The sequence below is a fragment of the Paraburkholderia ultramafica genome, from assembly GCF_902859915.1.
GTDB classification, from domain to species: domain Bacteria; phylum Pseudomonadota; class Gammaproteobacteria; order Burkholderiales; family Burkholderiaceae; genus Paraburkholderia; species Paraburkholderia ultramafica.
Genome location: NZ_CADIKK010000010.1, coordinates 1 through 24,996, shown reverse-complemented (window position 1 = coordinate 24,996; position 24,996 = coordinate 1). Strand labels below are relative to the sequence as shown.

Here is a 24,996-nt window from a genome sequence, read left to right as displayed (position 1 = left end):
TCTTCGTCGCTCATCCCGACGGCCAGCGCCGCCCTCGCGAATCTGCGTCGACGTGGCCGGGTCGACCGGAATGCCGTCGGTTTCGCGTTGCGAGTTGAGCAGTCTGGTTTTCGGTCATTCAAAGTCTCGGCGTGAGTGACGGGTTCAAAACAAACGAACGAGAACAAGCAGGACAAGTCAGCACAACTCAGCCCACAACGCTCAAGGCGCGGCGGCGATCACTTCGGCCACCGCAGCCGTGAGCTTCTTGCCGTACGGCACGTGCAGGAACTCGTTCGGTCCGTGCGCGTTCGACTTCGGCCCGAGCACCCCGCACACCATGAACTGCGATTTGGGGAAGCCCGCCTTCAGCACGTTCATCAGCGGGATGGTGCCGCCCTGGCCGATGTACGCGACGTCGGCGCCGTAGTGCTGGCGCGACGCGTCGTTGAGCGCGGTGGCGAGCCAGGGCGCGAGATCGGGCGCGCTCCAGCCGCTCGCCGCACCGGCGTCCGGCTTGAACGTCACCTTCGCGTTGTACGGCGGATCGAATTCGAGCAGCGCCTTCAATTCGGCGACGGCCTTTTCCGCCTCGATCAGCGGCGGCAGACGCAGCGACAGCTTGAACGCGGTGCGCGGACGCAGCACGTTGCCGGCGTCCGCGAGCGCGGGCAAGCCGGCCGCGCCGGTCACCGACAGCGACGGACGCCACGTCGAATTGAGCAAGGCCTGTTGCGGATCGGTCGTGGTGGGCAGCACCTGACGGCCGTCCTGGCCGCAGGCCCAAGGCAGCTTCTTCCACACGTCGTCGCCGAGAATCTGTGCGGTCGCTTCCGCTTCACGCAGACGGTCCGCGGGAATCGGGCAGTGGAAACCCTTCGGCAACAGCGTGCCATTGGCGGCGTCTTCGAGCCGGTCGAACAGTTGCCGCATGATGCGGAAGCTCGACGGCGCGATGCCGCCGTAACCGCCCGAGTGAATCCCTTCGTCGAGCACCTGCACTTCGAGGTCGCCGGCGACCATTCCACGCAGCGACGTGGTGAGCCACAGTTGATCGTAGTTGCCCGCGCCCGAATCGAGACACACGACGAGACCGACCTTGCCGAGCCGTTCGCGCAGCGCGTCGACGTACGGCAGCAGATCGTAGCTGCCCGATTCCTCGCAGGTTTCGATCAGACCGACGCAACGCGGACGCTCGACGCCTTGCGCATCCAGCGCGGCGAGCGCCGTGAGGCTCGCGTAGATCGCGTAGCCGTCGTCGGCGCCGCCGCGGCCGTAGAGCTTGTCGTTCTCGAGCTTCGGCGTCCACGGTCCGAGATCGCTGCGCCAGCCGTCGAACTCGGGCTGCTTGTCGAGGTGGCCGTACAGCACGATGGTTTCCTCGCTGCCCGAGCGGGTCGCAGCCGTTTCGAAGAAGATCACCGGCGTGCGGCCAGGCAGGCGGATCACTTCGAGTTTCAGGCCGCGCACGGGCTGCCGTTCGGCCCATTGCGCCGCGTCGGTGATCACGCGATCCAGATAGCCGTGCTTGACCCAGTCGGGATCGAACGCCGGACTCTTGGCCGGCACCGCGATGTAGTCCGTCAACGCGGGCACGATCTCGTCGTTCCACTTGCGGTCCACGAATTCACGTAGCGTGTCGGGGTTGATGCGTTGAGCCTGGTGGGTCGTAGCGTCGGAGGTCATGATGGCGGTCCTGGCGGTTCTGTTCAGTCGAAACGGCCATGATAGTCCTGATGCAGGATCGGCTGAACCCCTTCGCGCCCATCCGGGATGTGTCGCGACGGCTCACGGGCATTGAGCGAACCACGCGCGAGCGAGCGCGAACGATGAAGCGGCCTGCGTGTCGAGCGGTACGCAGCGCCGCTGCGTAAATTAAACAATCGCGCGACAATCGCTGCATACATCGCGCATCGGGAGCTGTGTCATGGGTGGCAACGTGATCGTCCAGGTCATCGCCGCGGTGTTCGCACTGGCGCTGTATTTCCTGCCGGCCATTCTCGCGGACCGGCGCAAGCGCCACGACGTGCTGACGCTGGCGCTCTTCAACGCATGCCTCGGCTGGACCGTGTTCGGCTGGCTGCTCGCGCTCTACTGGTCGTTGCAGCCGAACCCGCCGAAGAACATCGCGGGCGAAGTGGTGCAGACGCGGAAGATGGTTGGGATGCGCGCGTTCTCGTCCGCGCTGATGGCGCGCGTGCAGAAACGCGCGTCGGCGCGGGATCGCCCGGAGAATTGATTCTATTGGTGCGGGTCAGCCGGGAACATGGCCGGCGCAATGGCGCGGCCGAACACGCGGCCGATTCACCGGCCGCCGCTCAGCTCGTTCAGTTGATTCAGTAAACTCAAGCCGCCCGGCCCACCCGGTGCCACTGCACAGAGCCGGCCGGAATCGAGCGAGGCTCGGCACGCACGCCGGTGGGCGTGAACATCTCGCGGCGCAGTTCGCCGTATTCGTCGAACCACTCGCAAATCAGCCAGTCGCCGGGATTGAGCGCTACCGGACCTGCGTATGTCACGGTCATGCGCGGGCCTCCTTCCTTCAACGTGACCACGTCGCCGACGTTGAAGCTCGCGGCTAGCGGTGTCTGGAATGCGTCAATGGTAGCGGTCAGCATATTTATTTCCCCTACGGAACCGTTGAGCGTGATTAAGTCATTGCGCCGGGTTTCTCGACTTTGGATCTACTGAGGGATGACTCTAAAGTTTGCAAAGATTAACAATTGAATTTAACCGCGGCAAGTGCTTTTTATTGATACCGTTTTCATCGGCACTGGAATGTCTTTCCCGTCCGGGTCCGCGTTCCTTGAAACCAGGAAAATCCCTGAATACGGCGGCAAGCCGCCACCCATGCGGCACTGCACGATGGCACCAATTACTGCGGGCAAATCGCCGGCAAGTAGAAAATGCGCTCACGCATTCTTCATATCCAAACCATGACGCAATGCCGCACAGGGTTTATTCCAGTCAGCCTGGAAAATCGCAGTTACCTGTGAACGAATAACTCACCGGTAAATATGCCAGGGGTCTAATTCTGCCTTTGTTTAATCTGCACAATAATGCCGGTAAACCATCCACTGAAAACGATTACCGGCACCGCATTTTCAAACCGGTTGCACTGCGCGGCGTAACGCCAGTTGCTGATGCCGCACCAGCAGTACGCTCAAACCAATACACACGAACATCAGCAGCGCGTTGATCGCAAGGCTGAGCTGAAACGCATGCGCGTACGCACTGGGCGCCGCGCTGCCGCCGATCGCGCCGAAGAACGCGCCGCTAATCGCCGCCGTGCCGAACGCCGAGCCGATCTGCAGCGTCGACGACACCACGCCCGACGCTAGCCCCGCCTTCTCGGGCACCACTTCGAGCAGCACGATGCGCATGATCGATGGCAACAGCAAGCCGTGACCGACGCCCGCGCACACCAGCCCGCAATAGAACAGCAGATCCGGCGTGGCTGACTGTGTGGCAGACCACCCAGTGACCACGAATCCGACCGTCATCATCGAAAAACCCAGCGTCAGCACATGGCCGCCGATGCGCTTGACCACCACGGGCGAGGTCAGCGGCCCGACCACGAAGCCGATCGCGAACGGCATGATCGCCATGCCCGACGCGAGCGGTGTCCAGTGCAGGCCGGTTTGCAGGAAGATTCCGTAGGTCAGGAAGAACGCGCTATTGCAGTAGAACAGGAACGCGAGCACGAGACCCAGCGCGAAGGCCCGATTGCGGAACAGTTGCAGATCCACCAGAGGATGGCCGCCGCCGCGCTCGACTCGCCGCTCGGTCGCCACGAACAGCGCGAACGCGGGAATCGCGAGCGCGAACATCACGAAGGTCCATGCGGGCCAGCCGGCTTCGCGGCCATGCGTCATCGGGTAGATGACCAGCAGCAGCACCGCGGAGAGCAGCGCGACGCCCTTCACGTCGACGCCGGTGCGCGTGGCCGGCTGATTCTCCGGCACGAACTTCCACGTGCCGATAAACGCCGCAATGCCGATCGGAATATTGATCAGGAAGATGATGCGCCAGTCGAGTCCGAACGGGTGATAGGTGATCAGCGCGCCGCCGCCCAGCTGGCCGACGATCGACGACAGCCCGAACACGAAACCGTACAGGCTCATCACCTTGGTCTGCTGATGCAGCGGCACGACCGCGCGAATCGTCGCGAGCACTTGCGGCGCCATCACCGCGGCCGCGATGCCCTGCACGATTCGCGCGGTCACCAGCATATGGCCGCTGGTCGCGAAACCGCACAGCGCCGACGCGACCACGAATGCCGCCATCCCCGTCATGAACATGCGGCGGCGGCCGAACAGATCACCGAGGCGGCCGCCCGTGATCAGCAGCACCGCGTAGGCGGACGCGTAAGCGGACACCACGAGTTGCAATTGCGCGTCGCTGGCGTTCAGGCCGGTGCGGATCGACGGCAGCGCCAGGTTGACGATGAAATAGTCGAGCGGCGCGAGGAACGCGCCGACGAACAGCACGGCGAGCGCGAGCCCTTGGCGTTTGAAGCGCGGCGCGGCTTTTTCCGCCGCCACTGCGGCCGCGACGCCGGCGGCCACCGCGCCGGGACAAGTCGCGCTCACCGCGCACGCGGTGGCGCCGACGGGTCCAACGAATGCCGCAGGAGCGGACTTGATCGCTTCGCTATTCATGACCATTCGTTCAAAAATTCGGCAAAAAAATTTAGACGAGCGCGCGCATCGCGACGTCCACTATTCCGCTCAGCGCGTCTTCCTTGTGGGCGACCCGCCCCAAGACGCGCAGACCCTGCATCACGCACAGCAGAAAATCACCGACCGCTTTTTCGTCGAGCGTCGAATTGAACGCGCCGCTCGCCTGGCCACGAATCACCGACGCTGCCAACAACGTCGCCATGCGGCGCTGAATCGCCGCGACACGGATGCGCAGTTCTTCGTCATCCGGCTGCATTTCCAGCGTGGTGTTGGTGATGAAGCAACTGCGCTCGCCAGTCAGCGCGCATGCGACCCGCGCATAGTGCAGCAAAGCATTGCGCAGCGCCTCTTCCGGCGGCACCGGCGCGTTCAGCCGCTCGGCGAGCCGCGCGACCGAACCTTCCGCGTAGTGCTCCAGCGCGGCGAGCATGATGCCGTGCTTGTCGCCGAACACGCCGTACAGACTGCCGCGCAGCAGGCCGGTGGCCTTGCACAGGTCGTCGATCGACGTCGCGTGATAGCCGTGGTTCCAGAAAACCTGGCTCGCGCTCGTCAACACGGTGTCCGTGTTGAACTCGCGCGGCCGCCCTCGCGAACACACGTCGCCGGCTTTTTTCGCGGATTGCTTGGAATGGCCAGATTGCTTCATGGGTGGATATTATGACTAACTGTTCAACAATTCAAGGCCGGATTTTCGTAGGGAACGGTCATGAGCGGTTGTGAAGCATGTCGATCGGCACGTAAAAAAGCCGGCGGCGGGCTCTACCCCGTCGCCGGCTTCATCGCGCAGTGACTGCCGGGAAAGGCGCGCGAACTCAGGTTTCGAGTTTCGCGTCCATCGTGATCGTCGCGTTCAGGACCTTGGACACCGGACAACCTGCCTTGGCATCCGCGGTGGCCTTCTCGAACGCGGCCTTGTCGCCACCGGGAATCTTCACCGCCACGTCGAGATGCACCGCGGTGATCGTAAAGCCGCCGCCGTCCTTGTCGAGCGTGACGGTTGCGGTGGTGCCGATACGTTCGGGCGTGATGCCGGCCTTGCCCAGTTCCGCCGACAACGCCATCGAGAAACAACCCGCGTGCGCAGCCGCAATCAGCTCTTCCGGATTCGTGCCGATGCCATCCGCGAAGCGTGTCGAAAACGAGTATTGGGTCTCCTTGAGGACGCCGCTGTCGGTGGAAATCGAGCCCTTGCCGTCTTGCAGGCCGCCTTGCCAGACTGCTGATGCCTTGCGCTTCATCGCTCTCTCCTGGTGTGCCCTGCATCGCGCGTCCCACGACCGAAGATGATGCTCCGCCGCGACGGTCTCGCCCGGATGTTTCGCGGTTCAGGCATCGGTCGCGAGTCCCCCAAGGGGACTTCCTTCGGGGGCGTCGCGCGGCGCTGCGGGCGCGGGCTTGGACCGAACTTCATCATAGGCGCTTCCGTGTGCCAGCGTCGTGACGATCCGGCAAATGGGCACCACCGAAGCCATTTCAAGAATTACATCAAAAACGGTAACAATCTTTCCTCGTAAAGCCGCTTTTTTGCCGACCTCGTAAGAAATACACTTGATTCAACGGATCGGGACATGTGATTCAAACCGATCTCTCAACAATCGAATACCGGAGGTCATCATGAAATCGCTTCTTTCCGCAGTTGTCGTCGCATCCGCTCTCATCATCCCGGCTGTTTCGTTCGCCCAGCAGGCAAACGGCCCGGTCACCCGCACACAGGTGCGCAGCGAACTGGTCGCCGCGCAAAAGGCGGGCCTCCTGTATCAGAACGACACCGAATATCCGAAGACCGTGCCGCAAAGCGACGCGGCGATGCTTGCCTCGACGCAAGGCTCGAAAGACGTAGGCGGGTCGAATGTCGGCTCGTCGGCAGCCGGCGCGCCGTCCTCGGTGCAGCAACGTCTGTTCTCGACCTATCGCGGCCAGTAAGCCGTAAAGCCGCGCGGTCGGCGGCGTAGTCAGCAAGACGCAGATGAAGTCCAAGTGGCAGACAGAAACGCCCCGGTTGCGAAGTTCGCAGCCGGGGCGTTTTTTTTATTGCGCAGTGCGTAAGGCGCGTTGCGCGGCGGAAAAGTTGAACCGCGCCGTTGCAAACAGCTCCAGTCGAGACCGAGCCACAGCGGCGCGATCCGCTACTCGGCGAACGGCAAACTCTCCTGCCCCACCGCCCGCATGCCGAACACGTTCAGTGTCATTGCCACCAGCGCGTAGTAGCCGAGCAGGCCGACCAGGTTGATCACCACCTGATGCCCGAATCGGTCGACGGCTTTCGTATAAGTCGCATCCGACACGCGCTTTGTGTCATATAGCTCGCTCGCGAAGTCGTGGATCAGCGCGTCGTCGGCGTCCGCGAACGCTGGGCGCCGCCCTTGCCGGATCGCCTCGGCATCCGCTTCGGCCACGCCCGCTTCGAGCGCGATCGGATAGTGGATGTGCCACTCGGCCTGCGCCTGCCAGCGCGCCGCGGTCACCAGGATCGCCAGCTCCGACAGACGCAGCGGCAAGCCGGTCCGATAGCGGCAAAACGCGCCCAGACGCTGCGCCTGCTGCGCCAGCTCCGGGCTATGAATCCAGCCGAGAAACGGCCCGTTCAGATTGCCGCGCGGGCCGGACAGAATTTCGTCCAGCACGCCTTTCTGTTCGGGCGTGGCGGCGGACAGGTCGAAGTGGGGCAAACGCTCAGTCATCATCGTTCTCGCGGATGGCGGTGTGGTCGAATCGCTCAGACGGCGGCCAGCGCGCCGTCGATCGCGTCAGTCAGCCGGCCGACAATCTCGTCGATGTCGCGCGCGCTGCAGATGAACGGCGGCGCCAGCAGCACATGATCGCCGATCCTGCCGTCGACCGTGCCGCCCATCGGATACACCATCAGACCACGCGCGAACGCTTCGCGCCGGATCGCCGCGTGCAGTTTCAGCCCCGCGTCGAACGGCGTTTTGCTGGCGCGATCCCTGACCAGTTCGACACCGACGAACAGCCCGCGCCCGCGCACGTCGCCGATATGCGGATGCTGCGCATAGTGCTCGCGCAGCCGACCACGCAACTGTTCGCCGCGCGCCAGCACGTTCGGCAGCAGCTTGTCTTCCGCGATCACGCGTTGCACTTCGAGCGCGGCCGCACAGGCGGTCGCGTGGCCGATATACGTATGACCGTGCTGAAAGAAGCCCGAGCCGCCGACGATCGTCTGATAAATGCGGTCACTCACCAGCGTCGCGCCGATCGGCTGATAGCCGGCACCGAGCCCCTTCGCGATGGTCAGCAGGTCCGGCGCCACGCCATCCTCTTCGCACGCGTACAGGAAGCCGGTGCGGCCCATGCCCGACATGATCTCGTCGAGAATCAGCAGCACGCCGTAACGATCGCACACCGCGCGAATCTTGCGGAAGTACTCGCGCACCGGCGGCACCGCGCCCGCCGTCGCGCCCACCACCGTTTCCGCGACGAACGCGGCCACCGTATCGGCGCCGAGTTCGAGGATCTTCTGCTCGAGCTCATCGGCCAGACGCTGCGCGAAGGCCTCCTCGGTTTCGTCGGCGCGCTGCTCGCGGTATGCATAACACGGGCTCACGTGATGCGCTTCGATCAGGATCGGCAGGAACGGCTCGCGGCGCCACGCATTGCCACCGATCGCGAGCGCCCCCAACGTGTTGCCGTGATAGCTCTGGCGACGCGCGATGAAGTGGCGGCGCTGCGTTTCGCCCTTCTCGACGAAATACTGGCGCGCCAGTTTCAACGCCGCCTCGATCGCCTCCGACCCGCCCGACACGAAGTACACGTGCTCGAGCCCCGCCGGCGCGCTTGCCACGAGACGGTTAGCAAGCTCCTCGGCGGGCTCGGTGGTGAAAAACGAGGTGTGCGCGTACGGCAACTGTTGCGACTGGCGCTTGATCGCGTCGATCACCCGCTGGTTGCTGTGGCCGAGACATGAGACGGCCGCGCCGCCGGACGCGTCGATATAGCGCTTGCCGGTGGAGTCGATGATTTCGATGCCGTCGCCCGCGACGGCAACCGGCAGAGATTGCTTCGGTGAACGATGAAAAACGTTGGACATGGTTTTCAATTCCTCGTGGTTGCGCCAGCGTGCTCAGGCGCCGGTCGGCCCGGACGCTGAGCGGGCAATGAAGGTGTCGAACTCGCAGTGCCCCTGCCGATAGACTCTCATCGACACCCCCGCGCTGCCGATGTCGAATAGCGCCGTGGCGAGCGTGTTTTCATCGCCGGGATCGAGCGGGTCGTCGCGGTAGATCGGCAAGCCCGACGGCGCGCGATCGTGCAACACGTCGAGCAACGCGGCGGGCTGCAATGGGCTGGCGAGCGCAGGCAGCAACGCATCGACGCGCAGTTGCCGGTCACGCGATGAATCCGTGACGATTTGCGCTTCGGCTTCGCAGCCCGGATGGGTCATGTGGTTCGCATGGCCGGAAAGCGTCGACACGCTTTGCACGGAACAGCGCCGCGCACTGGCTTCGACGCTGAACAGACGCGTATCGCCCGCGCAGCCGAGCGTGTGATGAAAGCCGCTCGCCGCGGGCACGCTGCGCAGTGTTTGCAGCGCTTCGTCGAGCGAGCCGGCATCGAGCACGGCGCGGGCGAGGATCATCCGGGGCACGCCGGCGCTGGGCTTGCGGATGCGCAAGTTATTGATCGCCTGCGCGATACCGGCGCGGTTCGCGGCGAAGGTGTGTCCCGGCAGCGATCCGGGGTAGTAGAAGCTCACGAAGCCGGGCTTGCCCGCGGGTCGAACCTCGACCAGCGCGCAGCGCTCGCGCAGAAAAGGATCGCCGTCTTCATTGTGCGCGATGAAGCGCGCGTCGCCTTCGACGGCCGCCAACGTGGTGCACCCGTCCGGCGCGTGATGGATCAGTTCGCCGCGGCAGTTCCACAGAAACACATCTTCCGCGGACCAGCCCAACCCTGCCGCCATCCCGTCGAGCTCGGCCAGCAGCGCCGGAAAATCCGCGCGAGCCGCGTCGCGCAGCATCTGCACGAACGGAGCGCCACGCCACAACCGAACCGCGCGCCACGCACTGCTTTGCTCCATGTACCCGGCGAACACCGGTCTGGCGATTTCACCCAGCCGGTAGCCGATGTCATACGGCTCACCGCTCAGCTGGAAAAGACTCAACTCCCGATTCGACGCCATGGCTCGCATTCAGTCAACAATCGATACGCGTTTATACTTCAAAACAACATTTGTTGTCAAACTGAATGCCACAGATCCAGATGGAACGGTCTTGCTCCGCACAAGTCGCGCGTTCGATTCAGCAGGGAACGATCAAGTCACGTATGCGCCCTTCGCATGCAGGGACTGCTCGGCAATCGCGAGCTGTTCGACTGCGCCCGCGCCTTCGAGCGCGAGCAGATGCGCAACCAGCGATTCGGCAATCGCGGTGGCCGCCACCAGCGACGGAAAGAACGACGGGCTCTCGTGTGAAAAGATCAGCACCTTGTCGGCGTTCAGGGCGATCGGCGAGACCGCGCTGTCGGTGATCGCGATCAGCTTGCTGCCTTTTTCCAGCGCGGCCTCGGCCACGCGCGCCGCTTCGACCGAATACGGCGCGAAACTGATGACGATGGTCGCGCTGTCGCGCTCGACCGTGCGCAGCTGCATTTCGAGCGTGCCGGCCTCGCCGTTGAGCAGCGACACCGATGGCCGGAACAGCCGGTAGCCGTACACGAGGCCGAATGCCACCGAGTAGCAGGAACGGAAGCCGGCCACGTGCACATGCGGCGCGCGCCGCAACAGCCGCGCCGCCTCGACGATCACGCGGCCGTTATGCGCGGCGGTGACGTCGAGATTGTGCTGTTGCGCGACCAGCAGATCGTTGGCCAGCGCGTCTTTCGATTTGACCAGCGAACGCGCGCGGCTCGTGAGCGGCTCGGGCCGTGTGCGCACGCGCGCGACGAACAGGTTGCGCAATTCGTTCCAGCCGGGGAAACCGAGTTGCTGCGACAGGCGCACCAGCGAAGCCGGTTGCACCTGGGCCCGCTCGGCTACTTTGCGCATTGACGAGACCGCGACCTCGTCGGGATGATCGAGCAGGAAAGCTGCTCCCATCTGGAACTGCGGACTCAGTTCGGAGAAGCGCGCCCGGATCAGGGCGGCAAGCTGGTCGAAACTGTCTGGCATGCGATGGTCCGGGCGAGCCGTCGATAAGGATGACAACAAATGTTACCACCCGGCGCATCGCATTCAACAGCGGATCAAACGTGTGGCAATTCGCAAACGACTTCTGTCCTGTCGCAAATATGTTGTCCTAGACATTTTTTCGCAAACAAAACTGTCCTGAAAAACGATGGCCACGTCCGACGCCTAATAACCGCAAGGGATAGCGGGTAACGTTTCACTCCGCCGTCACCGTGTTTCGCGCCTTTGAAAAAATTACCGAAGTCGTTTCCGAGTAGTCCCGGCACAAACATCAGCGACATGGCTATCTCCATCGGCACGGTCGTTGCAATTGATAGCTGCGCCAACAGGAGATTGCCATCATGAGCATCTTGAGCGTCGTACTCCGTGCGACCAATTCCAACCCAACACGTGCTTCTTCGCTCGTCGCCGTCACTGCTATCTGCCTTGCAGTAGTCTGCGGGACTGGCATTGCAGCATTTGCCGGCTTACTGCCCGCGTCAGGTGGCGTGGCCGTCGCACTAACTACATCTCCGTTAATCGACATGCAAGTTGACGCTTACGAGAAGCGTGTCGCAACCATGGATTGAACGCCAGCTGCGTGTCCCGCCACGTACGCCAGGCTCTCTCGTGCACGACCTACTGCAGAGGAACCCCGCGGACCTTTGTGAAGAAGTGTTCTCGCAGATGCCACTTCGACCAGCATGCCGAATTTTAGTTGACCGGCCAGACTGGGCAGCGAGCCGTTGCTGCCACAACCTCCTTTTGATTCGCAGGCTGTTCAGCTGGATGTCGACATCTGGTTCAATATTGTGCCGGTGTCAACACTCGACGATACACAGTCACCCTGTATCGTGCAGAATCTCCGCGCGGATAGTTTTGCCGTCGACCAAACGAGTTGCAATCACGGGCGCTGAGTTAACCATTGCACTCCCCCAAGGTTGGTCAATCCGTTGCTCGTTCTCCATACAGGGCCAATACGGCGCGGCTCTTTTGTGTTGTGCGGCGCATCATGGGCAGCGCGCGACGTCGATTCACACCGCACATAGCCAGTCCAAATCGACACGGAGCGCGGCCGAAAGCCGCTCACATTCACCGAGGCTTTCCGGCGCACTCGCCCCGGCACGCCACAAAACAACGTCGCGCTCAGTCACCCCGACGGAGGAAGCGACTGCAAAGGCAGAAAGTTTCGCCCGCTTCATTGTCATGTCGAGCTTTGCTGCGAACGCTCGGCGCCAGTTGCTACTTGCGCGGTTGCGGTCCAGATGCACTTCGAGGTTTGCCCGGCGAACCATCCTGAACATCCTGCGTACGGCGACCGGATGAGTATGGGTTCGCCACAAAAAGAATGTGTGACACCGTACATCGCTGAGAGATGCAAGACCTTTACGAGGGCTAGGTCGCCCCGAACCCAGTCGCCCCGCCAGCAATTGCCACAGCAATTTGGCGGCAGTAACGGGGCGCTTACGCTCCTTACCCAACGCCGCCAGCATGATTCGGCGAGTACTGTTCCACTGCCGGGGTCCTCAGCACCTGTCGAGGCACCGGTGCCGCAGACACTTCGCCACAAAAACGTCACACTTCGGAATCACTATCGTGCCGCCGCCGGGAGCGGGACGCCTGCCTTCACGAACCATTGCATGCCGCAGGCAGGTAAATCATCGGGTTGCAAGGACTGGCACGAGCTGCCCCGAGAAGGGTATATCGGGCGCAATGTCAGCAGACGACCCACACATTGGAAGAGACACCGTGAAGCAGCGAGCGACCGTCGTATGTGAGCTTGGGACGCGAATTCTGCTTGTTGGAAGGGACGGCTCGCGATGGTCTTTACCAGGCGGAAAACCCATGGCCGGTGAAGACCTGCAGGAAGCCGCCTTGCGCGAGTTGATGGAGGAAACCGGCCTTCGTGCCGCCAGGATGGGATACCTGTTCAACTTCACCGGCGTCCGAACATGTCACCACGTCTTTGCCGCTCAAATTGACGATGGACAATCGCCAGTGCCGAGCAACGAAATTACGCGCTGCAGCTGGGTCAAAGTCACGGACGTGAATAACTTCACGACGAGCATTTCCACCAAAGCCATTGTCGACATACTGGGCAAGAGTAACCGTCCATCCGAGCAAGATGTTCACCATGGTCACCGCGAAGGCGTCTTCGCGTTCTCTGGCGTCCGCGATGATTGCGGGTGCCAGATAGAGCATCAGCGCACCCAGGAACACCGCACCTTCGACAATCGTCAACATTTCGACACCTCGCGACAACCTTGGTCAGCGAATGACTTTCAGATTAGTGACCTGAGTACAGACGACCGACAGAACCCGCAGGCTGCTGGCTGCCAGACTCCGAGGAGGACGCAAGCACTCCACCGTACGAATCGCTAACGGAGCCGACTGCGTCGTTGCGTTCGGCTGCAACGGTTTGCGCGCTTTGGCCTCGTTGCGACGCAGGCGCGCCCACCGACGGGCGGTAGGAAGGCGCGGGGCCGTAACCGCTGGCAAAAGCAGGCGCAGCGATAGCGGTGGTAGCTGCGATGAGCAACGCTGCAAGAAGTTTACTTTTCATGATGAATCCCCAATCCGATTTTCAAGAGCGCCGCAAGTCGTGTGAGACGCGCGCCGCTGACGAAAGTCAGTTTAGGCGTCGCCTATCTTTTTTCTATGCCGATAGCGTGAAATCACAATTGCTGCAGACCGAACAATGCGGCTCTGCTCCGCCCATGGCGGGTTTCCCGTGCGCTCTGCCCGCTGAGGAGTTCCGATATGAAACTTGACGCCGCCACGTTCCGGCAACTGCGTTGGGCGTAGTACGGGCAATCGCGGCTGGAACCAATACGCCAGCGGAGCCGGTATCGAAAATGCAGCCGATACGCGAGCTTCCATACGACGCGCGTCATCAGTTGGTCACTGTTGCCGAACATGCTGGGCGTTGGGCACACATCTCTTCAGGAGGCGAACATGGCCGATTTTCAGGCACAGGTTGCTATAGCTCAGCAAGCAAATCTTGACTTCTTCTTCGGCCTGGCCGGCAGCATGCTGGAGGGCGACGAAAAGCTCGTGAGACTGAATCTGGATACGGCGAAAGCGACGCTTGCCGATTGGTATCAACGCGTGCAAGACGGGCTGTCGAAACAGAACGGTCAGGAAGTTACTGGTCTGCAAGACGCGCTGGCGCTGCCCTCGGCGGAGAAGGTCCTGACGTACGAACGTCGGGTTGCCGAGATTGCGTCGTCCACCCAAACGCAGTTGGCAGAGGTCGTCAATGCCCGGTACCAGGAGGTCAATCGCCAGGTTCAATGGTTGGTCGAGAATGTCGCGCAAAACGCCCCACTCGGTTCCGAGGCCGCAATTGCATTTCTGAAACAAGCTATCACGCTGGCGAACACTGCTCAGGAAAGCGTGCAAAAGGCAACGAAGCAGGTAGTCGAAGTCGCGCAAAGTAACCTGGAAGCCACAACGAAAGCAGCAACGGAGATGACCGAAGCGGCTGAGCAGGCAGTCGAGATGGCGGCGAAGCCGGCAAAGCAATAATTTGAAGAACCGCTGAACGCTGCACCGCATAGTCGACCCGCGCGGCGCGCGTCCGGGCGCAGCCGCGCTCGATGTGCAAGGTCACGCGGTCGTTGGTGGCGCAATATCGCTGGTCCAGACGACGCGTTATTGCGAATTCACCAGTGTTCTGCAGCGGGCTGTAAGTCAAAGTCACAGGCAAACAGTCGTCGAGCATGACGCAGCAACTACCGCTGTCGCCGCCTATCCAGGACTCCGTCGATACGAATCGCCGGACGCGAGTAGGCACCCTCTTCAAACTTTTGTGGAAACGAATGATGGCAACAGGAACTGTGAAGTGGTTCAACGATGCAAAGGGCTTCGGCTTTATCACGCCGGATGACGGTGGTGAAGACCTGTTTGCCCACTTCTCGGAAGTCAAGGCGGAAGGCTTCAAGTCGCTGCAAGAGAATCAGAAGGTTAGCTTCGACGTGAAGATGGGCCCGAAAGGCAAGCAGGCCGCAAACATCAAGCCGCTGTAGGCGTCGGTAGTCGGATGGTTTAAACCAGATGGCCCGCTCATGCGGGCCACTTGCTTTTTCGTCGTCTGTCGACCGTTCCCGTCCGCGGACGATGCGCAACGCGCTCGCTGAACTTCACTGCGAGCCCGGCTAGTATCATCCAACACGGACACAATGAACGGAGATACTGAAATGGACGACCGATTTGATAGACGGGAACTGCTGCTTCACCTCGGGGATATGCTCGAAGCTTTGAACTGTTTAGCCAGGACAGGTCGGCCGGATGGGCTGGTTGGGCAGCTTGCAACCCAACAGGAATCGTTGCAGGACTTCGAGTTCCTGCGGGCGCTTGCGCCGAAGGTGACGGTGGCCGAGTTCAGCGCACGCGTCGCCAGCGCGTTCTTCCTGTGGCCAAAGGAGCTGCTTGAGACTGAACTCAATCGGAATGCGCTAGCGTCAACCGTTCAGCACGACCTTTTTGACGGCGACCCTGACGGCTGGAATGCGTATGTCGCCCACGTCCAGAAGAAGGTGAGGTGGTTTGGGACCGGGCTTCCCGAGATGAAAAAGGACGCCTTGGCCGGGCCGGCGCACGATGCCGCAGAGGAAGCGAGTCCGGTCGAGGCGTCGGTCGAGGCCGCGCCGCCCGCAGAGTGGGATGCGCCCGACGAGAAGAAGGGTTGGCCTTGGCCCCAGCCAGGGTCGACGTCCTGACGCACTGCTGCTCGTAGTATCTGACTCGGATTCAAGGTTCACGAGCGCCCGAACTCAGCCCCGGCGACAGCACCGTCAACGACAAAAGCCTGAGCTCCTTCATGCACGACACAGTGAAGCTGTCGCGCTGTTGCCGTCGAGCTCACCGGTCGGTTAGAGACTGCCGGCACCTCCAGGCCCTCAACGGCGTGGCTACTCCTCAGCGCTTGCCGCTTTTCGTCACCCTGGCAGCCGGCTTTTCGGGTCGTCCCCGTTCCGGTCGGCTTCGGATTCTTCCTCATCTATCTGAATCCGCGCCTGTTCCCAATACTCGTCGGCGTGTCCCTCCGGGCTGCCGTCTTTTTCCCAGAGTTCGTAGGCCCGTACACGAATCTTCTCTTCCTGCGAAACGTTATCCATTGCATGACTCCAGGTAGGTTTCTCACGACCAGCTACTCATCAAGTTGCACAGCGACCTTTTCGATGGAAGGCGCAAGAGCTAACGCAAGAACAGACAAACTCAACGTCGGCGACCGTATGAAAGCTATCGGAGTCTGAGGTTCCGGAGGCTTTCCAGCGTTCCCCATCAACCTGCCGCATAACGCTGCCTAACCCGGAGCTTGACTTCGCAGATTGCAGGGTACGCCTCAAACGGCACCGCTGTTAGTAAGCCTTCTTCATTCCGCCGCTGTCGGAGGCAGGCGCATCCATTGCCCCCTTCTTCTGCATCTTCGGCTTCATCTGCTTTTGCGACATTTCGCCCGACTCTCCCATCGTGTTTGCGCCCGACGCGCCAGATGTTGACTCTGTAGTTCCGCCTGCATTCGGGGTTCCCATGCCAGTCCCACCCTGGCCTGCACCGGCACCCCCACCGCCTGCTCCCATGCCCTGCGCGTAGGCAGCGCCAGATAAACCCAAAATCAACGCTGAAAACAGGATTCCTTTCGTAGCAACTCGCATGACGGTCTCCTTCGTATGCAAAGCGACCAGCTGCAGCCTGGGCCGGTGCAACCCCGCCACCTTGATTCCCGCAATTCCCATGCCGCTGGTGACCCTGGCGTCGGCTCCTCAATTTCACCATCGGCCGTTACGAACCGAACTGCCGCGCGCACAGCGGCGGTCCGCTCGCTAACACGAAGACGCCGCCGCAGCGCGCTGAAGGGAGTTCCCCCACTTCTTCCCGTTTGCAAGACGCTCAACATAGCATCTGCAGAATGCACGGGCGCTGACGAGCATCCATGGCGCTACAAGCCGCACGCCAATTCATGGCGGTTATTGTTCATTGCCAGGGAGCGCGGATGGCGTGTAAATCTGCCGACCGGGTTAACCCATAGTGAGCCCTGACTCCGACTGCCTCGCACGAGCCTGCAGCCGTCGCAAATAGGCGGAGCCGGCGCCGCATACCATGAGCGAAAACCGGCTTTCGTTGTGGCATGCGCGTTGCGCGCCTGAGGGCATCAACCTTTAGGAGAAGACCATGACAATCCTTGACCCCAAAATGCAGCCACAGACGGGCAGTACAGGCGCGAACATCGTCGGCGGCGGTGTTGGCGACGGGCCGGGGCCTGATGTAATGGCGGCGTCGACTCTCGACGGCACCAAGGTAATGTCGTCTGATGGAGAACACGTTGGCAAAATATCCGACATCATGCTCGACGTGCGCAGTGGCCGCATCGCATACGCCGTTCTCGCCGAGGGCGGTTTTCTTGGCATGGGCAGCAAACTGCACGCGATTCCCTGGAGCGCACTGACGCTGGACACTGACGAGAAGTGCTTCTTCGTCGACGTAACCGCCGAGCGAATCAAGAATGAGCCCGGGTTCGACAAGGACCGCTGGCCCTCCATGGCGGACGCGCAGTGGGGCACAACCGTACATCAGTACTACAACCGCGACCCGTACTGGTCTGCTACCCGCGATGTCATCGGAAGAGACATGACGGATATCTGAGGGTTTTGTGGGCAGGCGGCTCGGGCGATATCTGCCGCCTGTCAGATAGTCGCGCACGCATAGCAGCGCCCGGTGTGCCATCCGTGCCGCCTGGCTGCTGCCGCCTCTTTTGAGGAGAATCCCATGACAAACGGTAGAAAGGAACAGACGCGCGGGGTGGACCGTGACGATGGCAAAGATAGGCAGCCGGCCGACGCCCCGGACGGCTCGTCAACACCTGACAGCGTGGCCCCTATCCTGCAATCAGAGGACAAGGACGAGCTGTTCGACGAAGACGCGCCGGAATAAGAGGAAGGACGAGGCGTTGCGCGGAAACAAACCGTTTCCGCCGGAGAGCCCGACCGGCTTGTTGAGGACGCTTTTCGGAGCTTACTCATACGTCAGAAATGTAGCGGACAGATTGATGCCTAAAAAAGAGCGTACAAGGTACGGATCGCGGCTAATTTGTAAAAGCTGCTCGTGAATTTTCGAGTCCAACTTTTCGCCTTTTTGAAGTGGGCGTCGTGCGACGCCGGTCCTCTTGACGTGACTGTTTATCGATGTGGACCATTTCAAAAATTACAACGACAAGTACGGGCATCATCAGGGCGACGCATGTCTTCAAGCGCTCGCGCAGGACATAGAGAGCGCAATTCGGCGGATTGACGTTCTGGCTCGCTATGGTGGGGAGGAGTTTGTCGTCCTTCTGCAAGACTGTGAGATTTCGCCCGCCATTGCGACCGCCGAACGTATTCTCGAGAATGTCGCGGCGTCTTCGATGAGGCATGAGGCAAGTCCCTTTGGCAAGGTCACGCCCAGCATCGGCGTCGCGCATACTGCCAACCAGGAAGGATTCGAACCGGACCTCCTGCTTCGAGAGGCAGATGATGCCTTATATGAAGCGAAGCGGCTCGGCCGAAACAGCATTGTCGCTAGTCGGCTCTCATTTCGACACCTCGCGACAACCCTGGTCAGCGAATGACTTTCAGATTAGTGATCGACAGTGCGGTTCATCTCGATGGCATGGCTTACGGCAATCAAACCCGGATTGTCCGCCTCGCCTTGATTCGCACTTGGGTCGACCAACACCATACCATGCGCTCTCTTATTCATAAGCGTCGGACGCTTTTTAGTCGTTCGAACTCCGCAGGCCGCGTGTACGAGCGGTAGAGCTCACTGACGGAGCCAAACGCCAGCGCTGGTTTTAGCGTTGCGCCGGGGAGCGCCTGCGACAACCACTCAAACGCGTTCATGTCACATCGTTCTTCTCGCATTGCCGCGGTCAGTACCGCGAGCGCCTTGTCGGGCGAGTGACTGCCAAGGTCAACAAACAGGTTTTCAAAGGGGTGCCTCGTACGACTTGGGGAACGCGCGATCGTCAACATCCTTCTCCTGCACGGTTGGCTCCCCTCGCTTATACCAGCGCTATGTGACGAAATGCGGACCACAGCGACGATTCAGCCACGTCGGCATCGCGGGCGGGTAGTCCCAACGTGGGCCGCGCAGCAAGCGCTCCCCATGCGGGCCCCCGCTCGTCAAAGCCAGCCCGGTACCTGAATGCAATTTGCTGCAAACGTCTACAATCGGAAAGGCAGGAAACGTTACGCGAGAGCGCGAGACGACGTACTCCACATCACTGTGCCCAATTGAATCCGGAGGAGCCGTGAGTCGAACCGAGACAGCACTGATTGTTGGTGCGGGAAAGGGGTTGAGCGCCTCCCTTGCTCGCCTGTTTGCAGCCGAGGGCATGCAGGTTGCGGTTGCCGCCCGCGACACAAGCAAGCTCGCGGACCTGGTCGATGAGACAGGCGCGTTGCCCTTGAGTTGCGATGCCAGCCGACCAGACGAGGTCACCGCGCTCTTTGAGCGCGTAGAGAGCGCATTCGGCGCCCCCGACGGGGAGCTACGGCAAGCGTGAAGGGGTTACCTGGGTCGACGCCATTTGCCATGGGGAAATTCGCGCTGCGGGGAATGGCGCAATGTATGGCGCGAGAGCTTGCCCCAAAGAATATCCACGTCGCGCATTTTGTTATTGATGGCGGCATCGCCAGTAGCCGGACGCAACCGGACGGCGGCAACGCAGACGACAAATGGCTGGACCCGGACGCGATAGCCACAGAGTATCTCCATATTCATCAGCAGCACCGGAGCGCCTGGACGTGGGAAGTTGAACTGCGACCTTGGGTGGAAAAGTTTTGACGCGTATATCGGCAGAAATGCGAGGCGCGTCTTCGCGCTGAAGTCATCACAGCGCCAGCAACGCTGCTTTCATCCAGTCGTGGACGGCCCGGTTCAATTCCTGTTGCGACATGTCGTCCGATGAAAATGCTGGACCGATGACCACACGAATATTCCCGCGCCCGTCAGGCCATCCCTTCGCTGGCCAGACTTTCCCCGCGTTGTGGACGACAGGGACGACCGGCGCACCGGTCGCGCATGCCAGGCGAACACCGCCGGACGTCAATCTCAATGGCGCGCCATGCGGCACCCGGGTCCCTTCCGGGAATATGACTACAAAGTCGCCTTTTTCCAGACGCCTGGCGCACTCCTGCGTCACTGCCTGATGGGCTTGTCGCGCCGAGCCACGATTCAGGCTGACCATGTCGAGGCCGCGTAGTACCCATCCGAAAAACGGGATGCGCAGCAGGTCTTCCTTGAACACAAAACTGATGCGTCGTGGAAACACAGCCATGAACGCCAGCGTCTCCCAGGTCGATTCGTGACGGCACAGGATGATTGATGGCTCTTCGGGAAGATGCTCGAGCCCGTCCACCGAACATGTGATACCGGGTAGCCAGCGCATCACAGCGAGCAATGCGCGACACCACTGTGACGCAAGCCAGTAGCGGCCGGTCCTCCCGATGAAGGGAAATAGCAACAGTATCCCCGCGGAGTACAGCGTTCCGCTGCCGAGCAGGTAGACAATGAACAGCCATTTGGCGAACGCGGAGCGCATGATGAGCCGTATGAAATGAGCCTGACAGCGGGAGGTTTTTGTCACCACCAATAGAGACAGCCTGGTCGGCGATACGTTCGCCCGCAACCATAGTTCCAAGTGTATCGATTTCGTGTCTGCATCACCCGCCGCTCCCGCATTGGCCGCCCAATCTCTTCGCTTCACGCCACTTCCCCGCAGACATCACCAGTCATTGGCCGGGTCGCCGGACGCCATGACAGGTCCGTCCCGGCATGCAAATCAACCGTATCGGGCGAACCAGGCTTATCGTCGAAAAGATCCTAAGCACGCAGGCATATGTGGCGGGGGCTTCACGAGCAACGTCTACATCGGCAACGGCGTGATGACGGCAGCAGCGTATGCTACAGGGAGTGTTCAGTGTTCAGGAGACGACCATGAGCCTTGCTGGCAAGACCATATTCATGTCTGGTGGCAGTCGCGGCATCGGACTCGCCATTGCACTCAGAGCCGCACGTGACGGAGCCAATATCGTGATTGCGGCGAAGACCGGCGAGCGGGACCCGCGTCTCGAGGGCACGATTTATACGGCAGCGGCCGCTGTTGAAGCTGCGGGCGGCAAGGCGCTCCCGCTTGTCGTGGACATCCGCGACGAGGACCGCGTGAAAGCCGCAGTCGCGAAGACAGTTGAGTCGTTCGGTGGTATCGACATGCTCGTCAACAATGCCAGCGCCATTCGACTGACTGGCACGCTTGATACGCCGGTCAAACGGTATGACCTGATGCACGGAGTCAACGGCAGAGGCACATTCGTCTGTGCACAAGCGTGCTTGCCGCACCTCTTCAATTCGCCTAACCCACACATCCTCACGTTGTCACCTCCGCTGGTCAGCGACGCGAAGTGGTTTAAAGACTTTCCGGCATACGCCATCGCGAAATACACGATGAGTTTGTTCACGTTGGCGTGGGCCGGCGAGTTCAGAGACCGTGGGATCGCTGTCAATTCCCTATGGCCGAGAACTGCCATCGCGACAGCTGCTGTGCGAAACGAGATTGGTGGAACGGACATGCTTGCGGCGTGTCGCAAGCCGGAGATAGTCGCTGACGCGGCCCACTATATCCTGACCCGCCCGGCAAGAGAATGCTCGGGCAACTTTTTTCTCGACGACGAAGTCCTGCTGGCTGCGGGCGTGCGGGACTTCGCTCAGTACGACGTGCAGGCTGGCGCTGCGTTACAGACGGATTTATTTGTGGAGGCTCTACCGGGCATGCTACCCGCGGACAACATGATGAAACCCAGGCAGAGCGCGTGAGACCCGCAGCCATGCGATGAAGTGTGGGCGATGCCGCGCAACGGCATCGTCCACTTCTTGCCGATGTGCGGGCCAACTTTCGTTTGCGAGCCAACAACGTGTTTTTCCGCGGGTTTTCAGCACAGGTCTAAAGCAGCGCCACCACCCGCACGTCGCCCTGCTCGGCCGACGCCACCACCTTCTCGCCGATGCGGCGGAACGTGATCGACACCGCCGAGTCGCCCACCAGCAGATCGCCGATTTCGAGCCAGTCGATGCCTTCGGGCAGCATCGGCTGCTCGATCACCACTTCGCGCCGCTCGGCGTCGATCGTGATGCCCAGACACGCTTCGAGCATCATGAACGGCGAGCCCGCCGCCCACGCCTGCGGCAAACAGGCGACCGGATACGCGGTGGGCGGCTCGCCGCGCCGCCGCGGAAAACCGCAGAACAGCTCAGGCAAACGCATGTCGAAATTGACCGCCGCCTGGAACAGCGCCTGCAACAGCCGCACCGCCGCCGCCTTGCCGCCGTAGTGCGACAGGCCGCGCGCGCACAGCGCGTTGTCGTGCGGCCAGACCGAGCCGTTGTGATAGGCCATCGGGTTGAAGCGCGCCTGGCTCGCGGCCAGCGTGCGCACGCCCCAGCCGGTGTGGAACAGCGTCGAGTCGAGCGCGCGCACCACCGCTTCGCCGCGCTCGCGCGTGGGCAGCCCGAAGGCCAGCAGGTGGCCCGCATTCGACGCCATCACGCGGCACAGTTCGCCGTGGCCGTCGAGCGCGATGCCGTAGAAGCCGGACTCTTCCATCCAGTACTTCTGCTCGACGCATTGGCGGATTGTCTTCGCGCGCTCGCTGTATTGCGCCGCCGAATCGTGCAAGCCGCGCAGCTTCGCGAAGCGGGCCATCGTGTCGAACGCGGCGCTCGCGTATGCCTGCACTTCGACCAGCGCGATCGGGCCGTCGGGGAAGCGGCCGTCGGCATGAAACACCGAATCGTGGCTGTCTTTCCAGCCCTGGTTCGCGAGCCCGCCGTCCGACTCGCGCTGATAGTCGAGCAGGCCGTAACGGTTCTTGTCACAGACGCCCGCGATCCATTGCGCCGCGCGTTCGAGCGCCGGCCACAGTTCGTCGATCAGCGCGAGATCGCCGGTGCGGGCCGCATACGCGCCGGCCAGCACGATGAACAGCGGCGTGGTGTCGACGCCGCCGTAGTAGAGCGCGAACGGCACTTCGCCGGCGGCGGCCATTTCGCCCTTGCGCATCTCGTGCATGATCTTGCCGGGCGCGGCGTCGCGAAACGGCGAATTCTCGCGCGCCTGATGCTTGGCGAGAAAACGCAGCACGCCTGCGGCCAGTTGCGGTTGCAGCCACAGTGTCTGCAACGACGTGATGACGGCGTCGCGGCCGAACGGGGTCGAGAACCACGGGATGCCAGCATACGGATAGGGGCCGGTCGCGAGATCGGTGGTCAGCAGGCCGAGGTCGGCGAACGAGCGGTCGATCCATGCGTTGAAAAGCGGATTGCTCGAACGCACGCGCGCGGTCGCGCGGCGCCGTTCGCGCATCACGAGGTGGGCGTCGACCAGCGCGGCGCGCACCGCCGCGCGGCCGACACGCGGGCGCGCCGCATCGATTTGCGACAGATGGATTTCGCTCAGCGCGTGCACCGGCTGCGAGACCTCGGCGCCGGCCTTGTCCGACTGTGCGACGACCTGCACCGCCACCGACAGATAGATCGACACGCACGCTTGCGCCGGCAGTTTGACGGTGTAGTCGGCGCGGTTGGCGAACAGCTTGTCGGGTTGCGGCGCGAAGGCGATCTGCACATTGCGTGCCACGCCGTCGAGGCCGACATAGCCGAGCAGCACCTCGCGATTCTCGACCCGCGCCGGCTTGACGCGGCCCTGTTTGTCGCGCTTCAGGCCGCGCACTTCGAACATGTCGCGGAAGTCGCTGGCGAACGAAATGGACAGCGGCACCACGGCGTCGCTCGTGCCGTAGTTGGTGAGTTCGATCGCCTCGTTGAGCACGGTGCCCGACAACACGCGCACGCGCTCGACGTGGATCACGCCTTCCGGTGTGCTGTCACCGCCGAGCGGCGGCAGCGGACGATTGGTCAGATGCGCGGTGAACGAGGTGTTGTCGCTGCTGACGCTGCCCGACAGCAGCGACGGCGCGCGGCCGCCGAAGGTCAGGCGCAGTTGCGAGAGAACGCGGGTGTCGTTGACGAACAGGCCGTCGTCGTGGCCGGTGATATCGCCGAGCGGGTCGTTGACGATGAAGGTGTCGCCCGACTTCAGCACGTGCTGGGTGGCGCTCGCGACGTTGAGGTTTTCCGTCGGGATGAATGCGCCATCCGGCTCGGGTTCACGGTGATCGACACCGCCCGAGAGGGACACGCCACCGAGGGCTTCAGGCTGCTGCATCAGGGTCACTCCTATGGGTTCGCTTCTGCTTTCAGTTTCACTTTCGGTTGCCGCGCGGTGCTGGCCGGTCGCTTCCGATTGTAGAGGGTCTGTCCGCGTCAGACGAACTTATCACAGGGGAGTTTCGTTTTTTTTGCGAGGTTTTTTGTGCGGTTTTCCGTGGCACAGGACGTGCAGGAGGGTTTTGTTCTTGCGCGATGCGCTTAAGTGCTGCTTTTTCGCTGTGAAGTTGCCGCAAGCGGCTGACGGGATTGGCAAGACGCGATGCCTTCGCGGGCACAAAAACAAATGTGCCGTCGCGCGGCCATCAGACCCCGCGACGCGCCTCGACACTTTAACGCTTCGCCAACGCCTTGGCTTCGCGCTGCGTCTCACCCACGAACAACTGACGCGGGCGGCCGATCTTCTGTTCAGGGTCGGCAATCATTTCGTTCCACTGCGCAATCCAGCCGACCGTGCGTGCCATCGCGAAGATACACGTGAACATCGAGGTCGGGATGCCGAGTGCGCGCTGCACGATGCCCGAATAGAAGTCGACGTTCGGGTACAGCTTGCGCGACACGAAGTATTCGTCTTCCAGCGCGATCTTTTCCAGCGCCATCGCCAGCTTGAACAGCGGGTCGTCGTGCAGGCCCAGTTCTTCCAGCACTTCGTGGCAGGTTTCGCGCATCAGCTTCGCGCGCGGATCGTAGTTCTTGTAGACGCGGTGACCGAAACCCATCAGCTTCACGCCCGAGTTCTTGTCCTTCACCTGCTTGATGAACTCAGGAATGTTGTCGACCGAGCCGATTTCTTCCAGCATGTTCAGCGCGGCTTCGTTCGCGCCGCCGTGCGCCGGACCCCACAGACAGGCGATACCCGCGGCGATACAGGCGAACGGATTCGCACCCGACGAACCGGCGAGACGCACGGTCGAGGTCGACGCGTTCTGTTCGTGGTCCGCGTGCAGG

General features: G+C 61.8%; 29 protein-coding genes and 3 pseudogenes. 13 read left to right on the top strand and 19 right to left on the bottom strand.

Annotated features, from left to right (window positions below):
• Nucleotides 1–201: 201 nt before the first annotated feature.
• A complete protein-coding gene (locus HV744_RS12405) occupies nucleotides 202–1,665 on the bottom strand; it encodes a M20 family metallopeptidase (protein ID WP_175149801.1) in 1,464 nt (487 codons plus the stop codon).
• A gap of 241 nt (nucleotides 1,666–1,906) precedes the next feature.
• Between HV744_RS12405 and HV744_RS12400 the strand changes: the two genes are divergently transcribed.
• Nucleotides 1,907–2,218, top strand: a complete 312-nt coding sequence (locus HV744_RS12400) for a superinfection immunity protein (protein ID WP_175149800.1) — start codon at nucleotides 1,907–1,909, stop codon at nucleotides 2,216–2,218.
• Nucleotides 2,219–2,324: 106 nt separating this feature from the next.
• On the opposite strand, the gene HV744_RS12395 is transcribed toward HV744_RS12400, so the two are convergent.
• From HV744_RS12395 to HV744_RS12380, 4 genes are all read right to left on the bottom strand, one after another.
• Complete coding sequence (locus HV744_RS12395; protein WP_175149799.1) at nucleotides 2,325–2,597, bottom strand: YodC family protein; 273 nt, start codon at nucleotides 2,595–2,597, stop codon at nucleotides 2,325–2,327.
• A 486-nt stretch (nucleotides 2,598–3,083) separates the two neighbouring features.
• Nucleotides 3,084–4,640, bottom strand: coding sequence for an MFS transporter (locus HV744_RS12390; RefSeq protein WP_175149798.1), 1,557 nt, complete (start codon nucleotides 4,638–4,640; stop codon nucleotides 3,084–3,086).
• A 31-nt stretch (nucleotides 4,641–4,671) separates the two neighbouring features.
• Complete coding sequence (locus tag HV744_RS12385) at nucleotides 4,672–5,310, bottom strand: TetR/AcrR family transcriptional regulator (RefSeq protein WP_175149796.1); 639 nt, start codon at nucleotides 5,308–5,310, stop codon at nucleotides 4,672–4,674.
• A gap of 166 nt (nucleotides 5,311–5,476) precedes the next feature.
• Complete coding sequence (locus tag HV744_RS12380) at nucleotides 5,477–5,902, bottom strand: OsmC family protein (protein WP_028194665.1); 426 nt, start codon at nucleotides 5,900–5,902, stop codon at nucleotides 5,477–5,479.
• A gap of 376 nt (nucleotides 5,903–6,278) precedes the next feature.
• Here HV744_RS12380 and HV744_RS12375 point away from each other — a divergent pair, with 376 nt between their 5' ends.
• The gene (locus HV744_RS12375; protein WP_175149794.1) at nucleotides 6,279–6,587 is read left to right on the top strand and encodes a DUF4148 domain-containing protein; all 309 of its coding nucleotides are present in this window, start codon (nucleotides 6,279–6,281) and stop codon (nucleotides 6,585–6,587) included.
• Between the two features lie 203 nt (nucleotides 6,588–6,790).
• On the opposite strand, the gene HV744_RS12370 is transcribed toward HV744_RS12375, so the two are convergent.
• The 4 genes from HV744_RS12370 to HV744_RS12355 form a co-directional block, all read right to left on the bottom strand.
• Nucleotides 6,791–7,345: a carboxymuconolactone decarboxylase family protein gene (locus tag HV744_RS12370; RefSeq protein WP_175149951.1), complete on the bottom strand. Its 555-nt coding sequence runs from the start codon at nucleotides 7,343–7,345 to the stop codon at nucleotides 6,791–6,793.
• Between the two features lie 35 nt (nucleotides 7,346–7,380).
• The gene (locus tag HV744_RS12365) at nucleotides 7,381–8,709 is read right to left on the bottom strand and encodes an aspartate aminotransferase family protein (RefSeq protein WP_175149792.1); all 1,329 of its coding nucleotides are present in this window, start codon (nucleotides 8,707–8,709) and stop codon (nucleotides 7,381–7,383) included.
• A gap of 33 nt (nucleotides 8,710–8,742) precedes the next feature.
• The gene (locus HV744_RS12360) at nucleotides 8,743–9,801 is read right to left on the bottom strand and encodes a C45 family autoproteolytic acyltransferase/hydrolase (protein ID WP_175149791.1); all 1,059 of its coding nucleotides are present in this window, start codon (nucleotides 9,799–9,801) and stop codon (nucleotides 8,743–8,745) included.
• Nucleotides 9,802–9,933: 132 nt separating this feature from the next.
• Nucleotides 9,934–10,788, bottom strand: coding sequence for a MurR/RpiR family transcriptional regulator (locus HV744_RS12355; protein WP_175149789.1), 855 nt, complete (start codon nucleotides 10,786–10,788; stop codon nucleotides 9,934–9,936).
• Between the two features lie 359 nt (nucleotides 10,789–11,147).
• Between HV744_RS12355 and HV744_RS12350 the strand changes: the two genes are divergently transcribed.
• Nucleotides 11,148–11,375, top strand: coding sequence for a hypothetical protein (locus HV744_RS12350; protein WP_175149787.1), 228 nt, complete (start codon nucleotides 11,148–11,150; stop codon nucleotides 11,373–11,375).
• Between the two features lie 444 nt (nucleotides 11,376–11,819).
• On the opposite strand, the gene HV744_RS12345 is transcribed toward HV744_RS12350, so the two are convergent.
• Nucleotides 11,820–12,080, bottom strand: a complete 261-nt coding sequence (locus tag HV744_RS12345) for an XRE family transcriptional regulator (RefSeq protein ID WP_175149786.1) — start codon at nucleotides 12,078–12,080, stop codon at nucleotides 11,820–11,822.
• A gap of 196 nt (nucleotides 12,081–12,276) precedes the next feature.
• Here HV744_RS12345 and HV744_RS38245 point away from each other — a divergent pair.
• Nucleotides 12,277–12,780, top strand: a pseudogene (locus HV744_RS38245) (NUDIX domain-containing protein); the annotation flags it as partial.
• A 111-nt stretch (nucleotides 12,781–12,891) separates the two neighbouring features.
• Here the strand turns inward: HV744_RS38245 and HV744_RS12335 are convergent.
• A pseudogene (locus tag HV744_RS12335) lies at nucleotides 12,892–13,029 on the bottom strand (superinfection immunity protein); the annotation flags it as partial.
• Between the two features lie 43 nt (nucleotides 13,030–13,072).
• Entirely contained in the window at nucleotides 13,073–13,348 is a 276-nt protein-coding gene (locus HV744_RS37235) for a hypothetical protein (RefSeq protein WP_246279013.1), read from the bottom strand.
• Nucleotides 13,349–13,740: 392 nt separating this feature from the next.
• On the opposite strand from HV744_RS37235, the gene phaP reads away from it, so the two are divergent.
• The 3 genes from phaP to HV744_RS12320 all read left to right on the top strand — a co-directional run bounded on the left by phaP (nucleotide 13,741) and on the right by HV744_RS12320 (nucleotide 15,506).
• The gene (gene phaP / locus HV744_RS12330; RefSeq protein WP_175149784.1) at nucleotides 13,741–14,313 is read left to right on the top strand and encodes a TIGR01841 family phasin; all 573 of its coding nucleotides are present in this window, start codon (nucleotides 13,741–13,743) and stop codon (nucleotides 14,311–14,313) included.
• Between the two features lie 296 nt (nucleotides 14,314–14,609).
• Entirely contained in the window at nucleotides 14,610–14,813 is a 204-nt protein-coding gene (locus tag HV744_RS12325) for a cold-shock protein (RefSeq protein WP_175149950.1), read from the top strand.
• 171 nt (nucleotides 14,814–14,984) lie between these two features.
• Nucleotides 14,985–15,506, top strand: coding sequence for a hypothetical protein (locus HV744_RS12320; protein ID WP_175149782.1), 522 nt, complete (start codon nucleotides 14,985–14,987; stop codon nucleotides 15,504–15,506).
• Between the two features lie 219 nt (nucleotides 15,507–15,725).
• Here the strand turns inward: HV744_RS12320 and HV744_RS12315 are convergent, their stop codons facing one another.
• Both HV744_RS12315 and HV744_RS12310 read right to left on the bottom strand, forming a co-directional pair.
• Nucleotides 15,726–15,905 carry a DUF2934 domain-containing protein gene (locus tag HV744_RS12315; protein ID WP_175149780.1) on the bottom strand — a complete coding sequence of 60 codons (180 nt, stop codon included), beginning with the start codon at nucleotides 15,903–15,905 and terminating at the stop codon, nucleotides 15,726–15,728.
• A gap of 243 nt (nucleotides 15,906–16,148) precedes the next feature.
• Nucleotides 16,149–16,445, bottom strand: coding sequence for a hypothetical protein (locus tag HV744_RS12310; protein ID WP_175149779.1), 297 nt, complete (start codon nucleotides 16,443–16,445; stop codon nucleotides 16,149–16,151).
• Nucleotides 16,446–16,962: 517 nt separating this feature from the next.
• On the opposite strand from HV744_RS12310, the gene HV744_RS12305 reads away from it, so the two are divergent.
• Entirely contained in the window at nucleotides 16,963–17,433 is a 471-nt protein-coding gene (locus tag HV744_RS12305) for a PRC-barrel domain-containing protein (protein ID WP_175149777.1), read from the top strand.
• 123 nt (nucleotides 17,434–17,556) lie between these two features.
• Nucleotides 17,557–17,721: a hypothetical protein gene (locus HV744_RS12300; protein WP_175149775.1), complete on the top strand. Its 165-nt coding sequence runs from the start codon at nucleotides 17,557–17,559 to the stop codon at nucleotides 17,719–17,721.
• 85 nt (nucleotides 17,722–17,806) lie between these two features.
• Here the strand turns inward: HV744_RS12300 and HV744_RS12295 are convergent.
• A pseudogene (locus HV744_RS12295) lies at nucleotides 17,807–17,964 on the bottom strand (IS630 family transposase); the annotation flags it as partial.
• A 10-nt stretch (nucleotides 17,965–17,974) separates the two neighbouring features.
• Between HV744_RS12295 and HV744_RS12290 the strand changes: the two are divergent.
• Nucleotides 17,975–18,394 carry a diguanylate cyclase gene (locus HV744_RS12290; RefSeq protein WP_175149773.1) on the top strand — a complete coding sequence of 140 codons (420 nt, stop codon included), beginning with the start codon at nucleotides 17,975–17,977 and terminating at the stop codon, nucleotides 18,392–18,394.
• 127 nt (nucleotides 18,395–18,521) lie between these two features.
• Here HV744_RS12290 and HV744_RS12285 read toward each other — a convergent pair whose 3' ends face one another.
• Nucleotides 18,522–18,797 (bottom strand): hypothetical protein, encoded by a 276-nt coding sequence (locus tag HV744_RS12285; RefSeq protein WP_175149771.1) that lies wholly within the window; start codon nucleotides 18,795–18,797, stop codon nucleotides 18,522–18,524.
• Nucleotides 18,798–19,075: 278 nt separating this feature from the next.
• Here HV744_RS12285 and HV744_RS37230 point away from each other — a divergent pair, with 278 nt between their 5' ends.
• Together HV744_RS37230 and HV744_RS37225 are read left to right on the top strand one after the other, a co-directional pair.
• Entirely contained in the window at nucleotides 19,076–19,330 is a 255-nt protein-coding gene (locus tag HV744_RS37230) for an SDR family NAD(P)-dependent oxidoreductase (protein ID WP_246279012.1), read from the top strand.
• A gap of 65 nt (nucleotides 19,331–19,395) precedes the next feature.
• The gene (locus tag HV744_RS37225) at nucleotides 19,396–19,611 is read left to right on the top strand and encodes a Rossmann-fold NAD(P)-binding domain-containing protein (protein WP_246279011.1); all 216 of its coding nucleotides are present in this window, start codon (nucleotides 19,396–19,398) and stop codon (nucleotides 19,609–19,611) included.
• A 46-nt stretch (nucleotides 19,612–19,657) separates the two neighbouring features.
• On the opposite strand, the gene HV744_RS12275 is transcribed toward HV744_RS37225, so the two are convergent.
• Entirely contained in the window at nucleotides 19,658–20,368 is a 711-nt protein-coding gene (locus HV744_RS12275; protein WP_175149949.1) for a lysophospholipid acyltransferase family protein, read from the bottom strand.
• Nucleotides 20,369–20,763: 395 nt separating this feature from the next.
• On the opposite strand from HV744_RS12275, the gene HV744_RS12270 reads away from it, so the two are divergent.
• Nucleotides 20,764–21,639, top strand: coding sequence for an SDR family oxidoreductase (locus HV744_RS12270; protein ID WP_175149769.1), 876 nt, complete (start codon nucleotides 20,764–20,766; stop codon nucleotides 21,637–21,639).
• Nucleotides 21,640–21,766: 127 nt separating this feature from the next.
• On the opposite strand, the gene HV744_RS12265 is transcribed toward HV744_RS12270, so the two are convergent.
• Nucleotides 21,767–24,046 carry an amylo-alpha-1,6-glucosidase gene (locus tag HV744_RS12265; RefSeq protein WP_175149767.1) on the bottom strand — a complete coding sequence of 760 codons (2,280 nt, stop codon included), beginning with the start codon at nucleotides 24,044–24,046 and terminating at the stop codon, nucleotides 21,767–21,769.
• Nucleotides 24,047–24,380: 334 nt separating this feature from the next.
• The coding region (locus HV744_RS12260) for a citrate/2-methylcitrate synthase (protein ID WP_281363638.1) at nucleotides 24,381–24,996 on the bottom strand (616 nt) is incomplete at its 5' end.

Excerpts from the sequence above, each read along its gene's own strand:
- HV744_RS12385 (WP_175149796.1), bottom strand. The coding sequence starts at position 5,310 with ATGAAGCAATCTGGCCATTCCAAGCAATCCGCGAAAAAAGCCGGCGAC.
- HV744_RS12395 (WP_175149799.1), bottom strand. The coding sequence starts at position 2,597 with ATGCTGACCGCTACCATTGACGCATTCCAGACACCGCTAGCCGCGAGC.
- HV744_RS12365 (WP_175149792.1), bottom strand. The coding sequence starts at position 8,709 with ATGTCCAACGTTTTTCATCGTTCACCGAAGCAATCTCTGCCGGTTGCC.
- HV744_RS12355 (WP_175149789.1), bottom strand. The coding sequence starts at position 10,788 with ATGCCAGACAGTTTCGACCAGCTTGCCGCCCTGATCCGGGCGCGCTTC.
- HV744_RS37225 (WP_246279011.1), top strand. The coding sequence starts at position 19,396 with ATGGCGCGAGAGCTTGCCCCAAAGAATATCCACGTCGCGCATTTTGTT.
- HV744_RS37235 (WP_246279013.1), bottom strand. The coding sequence starts at position 13,348 with ATGAAAAGTAAACTTCTTGCAGCGTTGCTCATCGCAGCTACCACCGCT.
- HV744_RS12310 (WP_175149779.1), bottom strand. The coding sequence starts at position 16,445 with ATGCGAGTTGCTACGAAAGGAATCCTGTTTTCAGCGTTGATTTTGGGT.
- HV744_RS12345 (WP_175149786.1), bottom strand. The coding sequence starts at position 12,080 with ATGGTTCGCCGGGCAAACCTCGAAGTGCATCTGGACCGCAACCGCGCA.
- phaP (WP_175149784.1), top strand. The coding sequence starts at position 13,741 with ATGGCCGATTTTCAGGCACAGGTTGCTATAGCTCAGCAAGCAAATCTT.
- HV744_RS12265 (WP_175149767.1), bottom strand. The coding sequence starts at position 24,046 with ATGCAGCAGCCTGAAGCCCTCGGTGGCGTGTCCCTCTCGGGCGGTGTC.
- HV744_RS12305 (WP_175149777.1), top strand. The coding sequence starts at position 16,963 with ATGACAATCCTTGACCCCAAAATGCAGCCACAGACGGGCAGTACAGGC.
- HV744_RS12405 (WP_175149801.1), bottom strand. The coding sequence starts at position 1,665 with ATGACCTCCGACGCTACGACCCACCAGGCTCAACGCATCAACCCCGAC.
- HV744_RS12325 (WP_175149950.1), top strand. The coding sequence starts at position 14,610 with ATGGCAACAGGAACTGTGAAGTGGTTCAACGATGCAAAGGGCTTCGGC.
- HV744_RS12360 (WP_175149791.1), bottom strand. The coding sequence starts at position 9,801 with ATGGCGTCGAATCGGGAGTTGAGTCTTTTCCAGCTGAGCGGTGAGCCG.
- HV744_RS12380 (WP_028194665.1), bottom strand. The coding sequence starts at position 5,902 with ATGAAGCGCAAGGCATCAGCAGTCTGGCAAGGCGGCCTGCAAGACGGC.
- HV744_RS12270 (WP_175149769.1), top strand. The coding sequence starts at position 20,764 with ATGAGCCTTGCTGGCAAGACCATATTCATGTCTGGTGGCAGTCGCGGC.
- HV744_RS12320 (WP_175149782.1), top strand. The coding sequence starts at position 14,985 with ATGGACGACCGATTTGATAGACGGGAACTGCTGCTTCACCTCGGGGAT.
- HV744_RS12315 (WP_175149780.1), bottom strand. The coding sequence starts at position 15,905 with ATGGATAACGTTTCGCAGGAAGAGAAGATTCGTGTACGGGCCTACGAA.
- HV744_RS12370 (WP_175149951.1), bottom strand. The coding sequence starts at position 7,345 with ATGACTGAGCGTTTGCCCCACTTCGACCTGTCCGCCGCCACGCCCGAA.
- HV744_RS12390 (WP_175149798.1), bottom strand. The coding sequence starts at position 4,640 with ATGAATAGCGAAGCGATCAAGTCCGCTCCTGCGGCATTCGTTGGACCC.
- HV744_RS12285 (WP_175149771.1), bottom strand. The coding sequence starts at position 18,797 with ATGTTGACGATCGCGCGTTCCCCAAGTCGTACGAGGCACCCCTTTGAA.
- HV744_RS12275 (WP_175149949.1), bottom strand. The coding sequence starts at position 20,368 with ATGCGCTCCGCGTTCGCCAAATGGCTGTTCATTGTCTACCTGCTCGGC.
- HV744_RS12300 (WP_175149775.1), top strand. The coding sequence starts at position 17,557 with ATGACAAACGGTAGAAAGGAACAGACGCGCGGGGTGGACCGTGACGAT.
- HV744_RS12400 (WP_175149800.1), top strand. The coding sequence starts at position 1,907 with ATGGGTGGCAACGTGATCGTCCAGGTCATCGCCGCGGTGTTCGCACTG.
- HV744_RS12350 (WP_175149787.1), top strand. The coding sequence starts at position 11,148 with ATGAGCATCTTGAGCGTCGTACTCCGTGCGACCAATTCCAACCCAACA.
- HV744_RS12375 (WP_175149794.1), top strand. The coding sequence starts at position 6,279 with ATGAAATCGCTTCTTTCCGCAGTTGTCGTCGCATCCGCTCTCATCATC.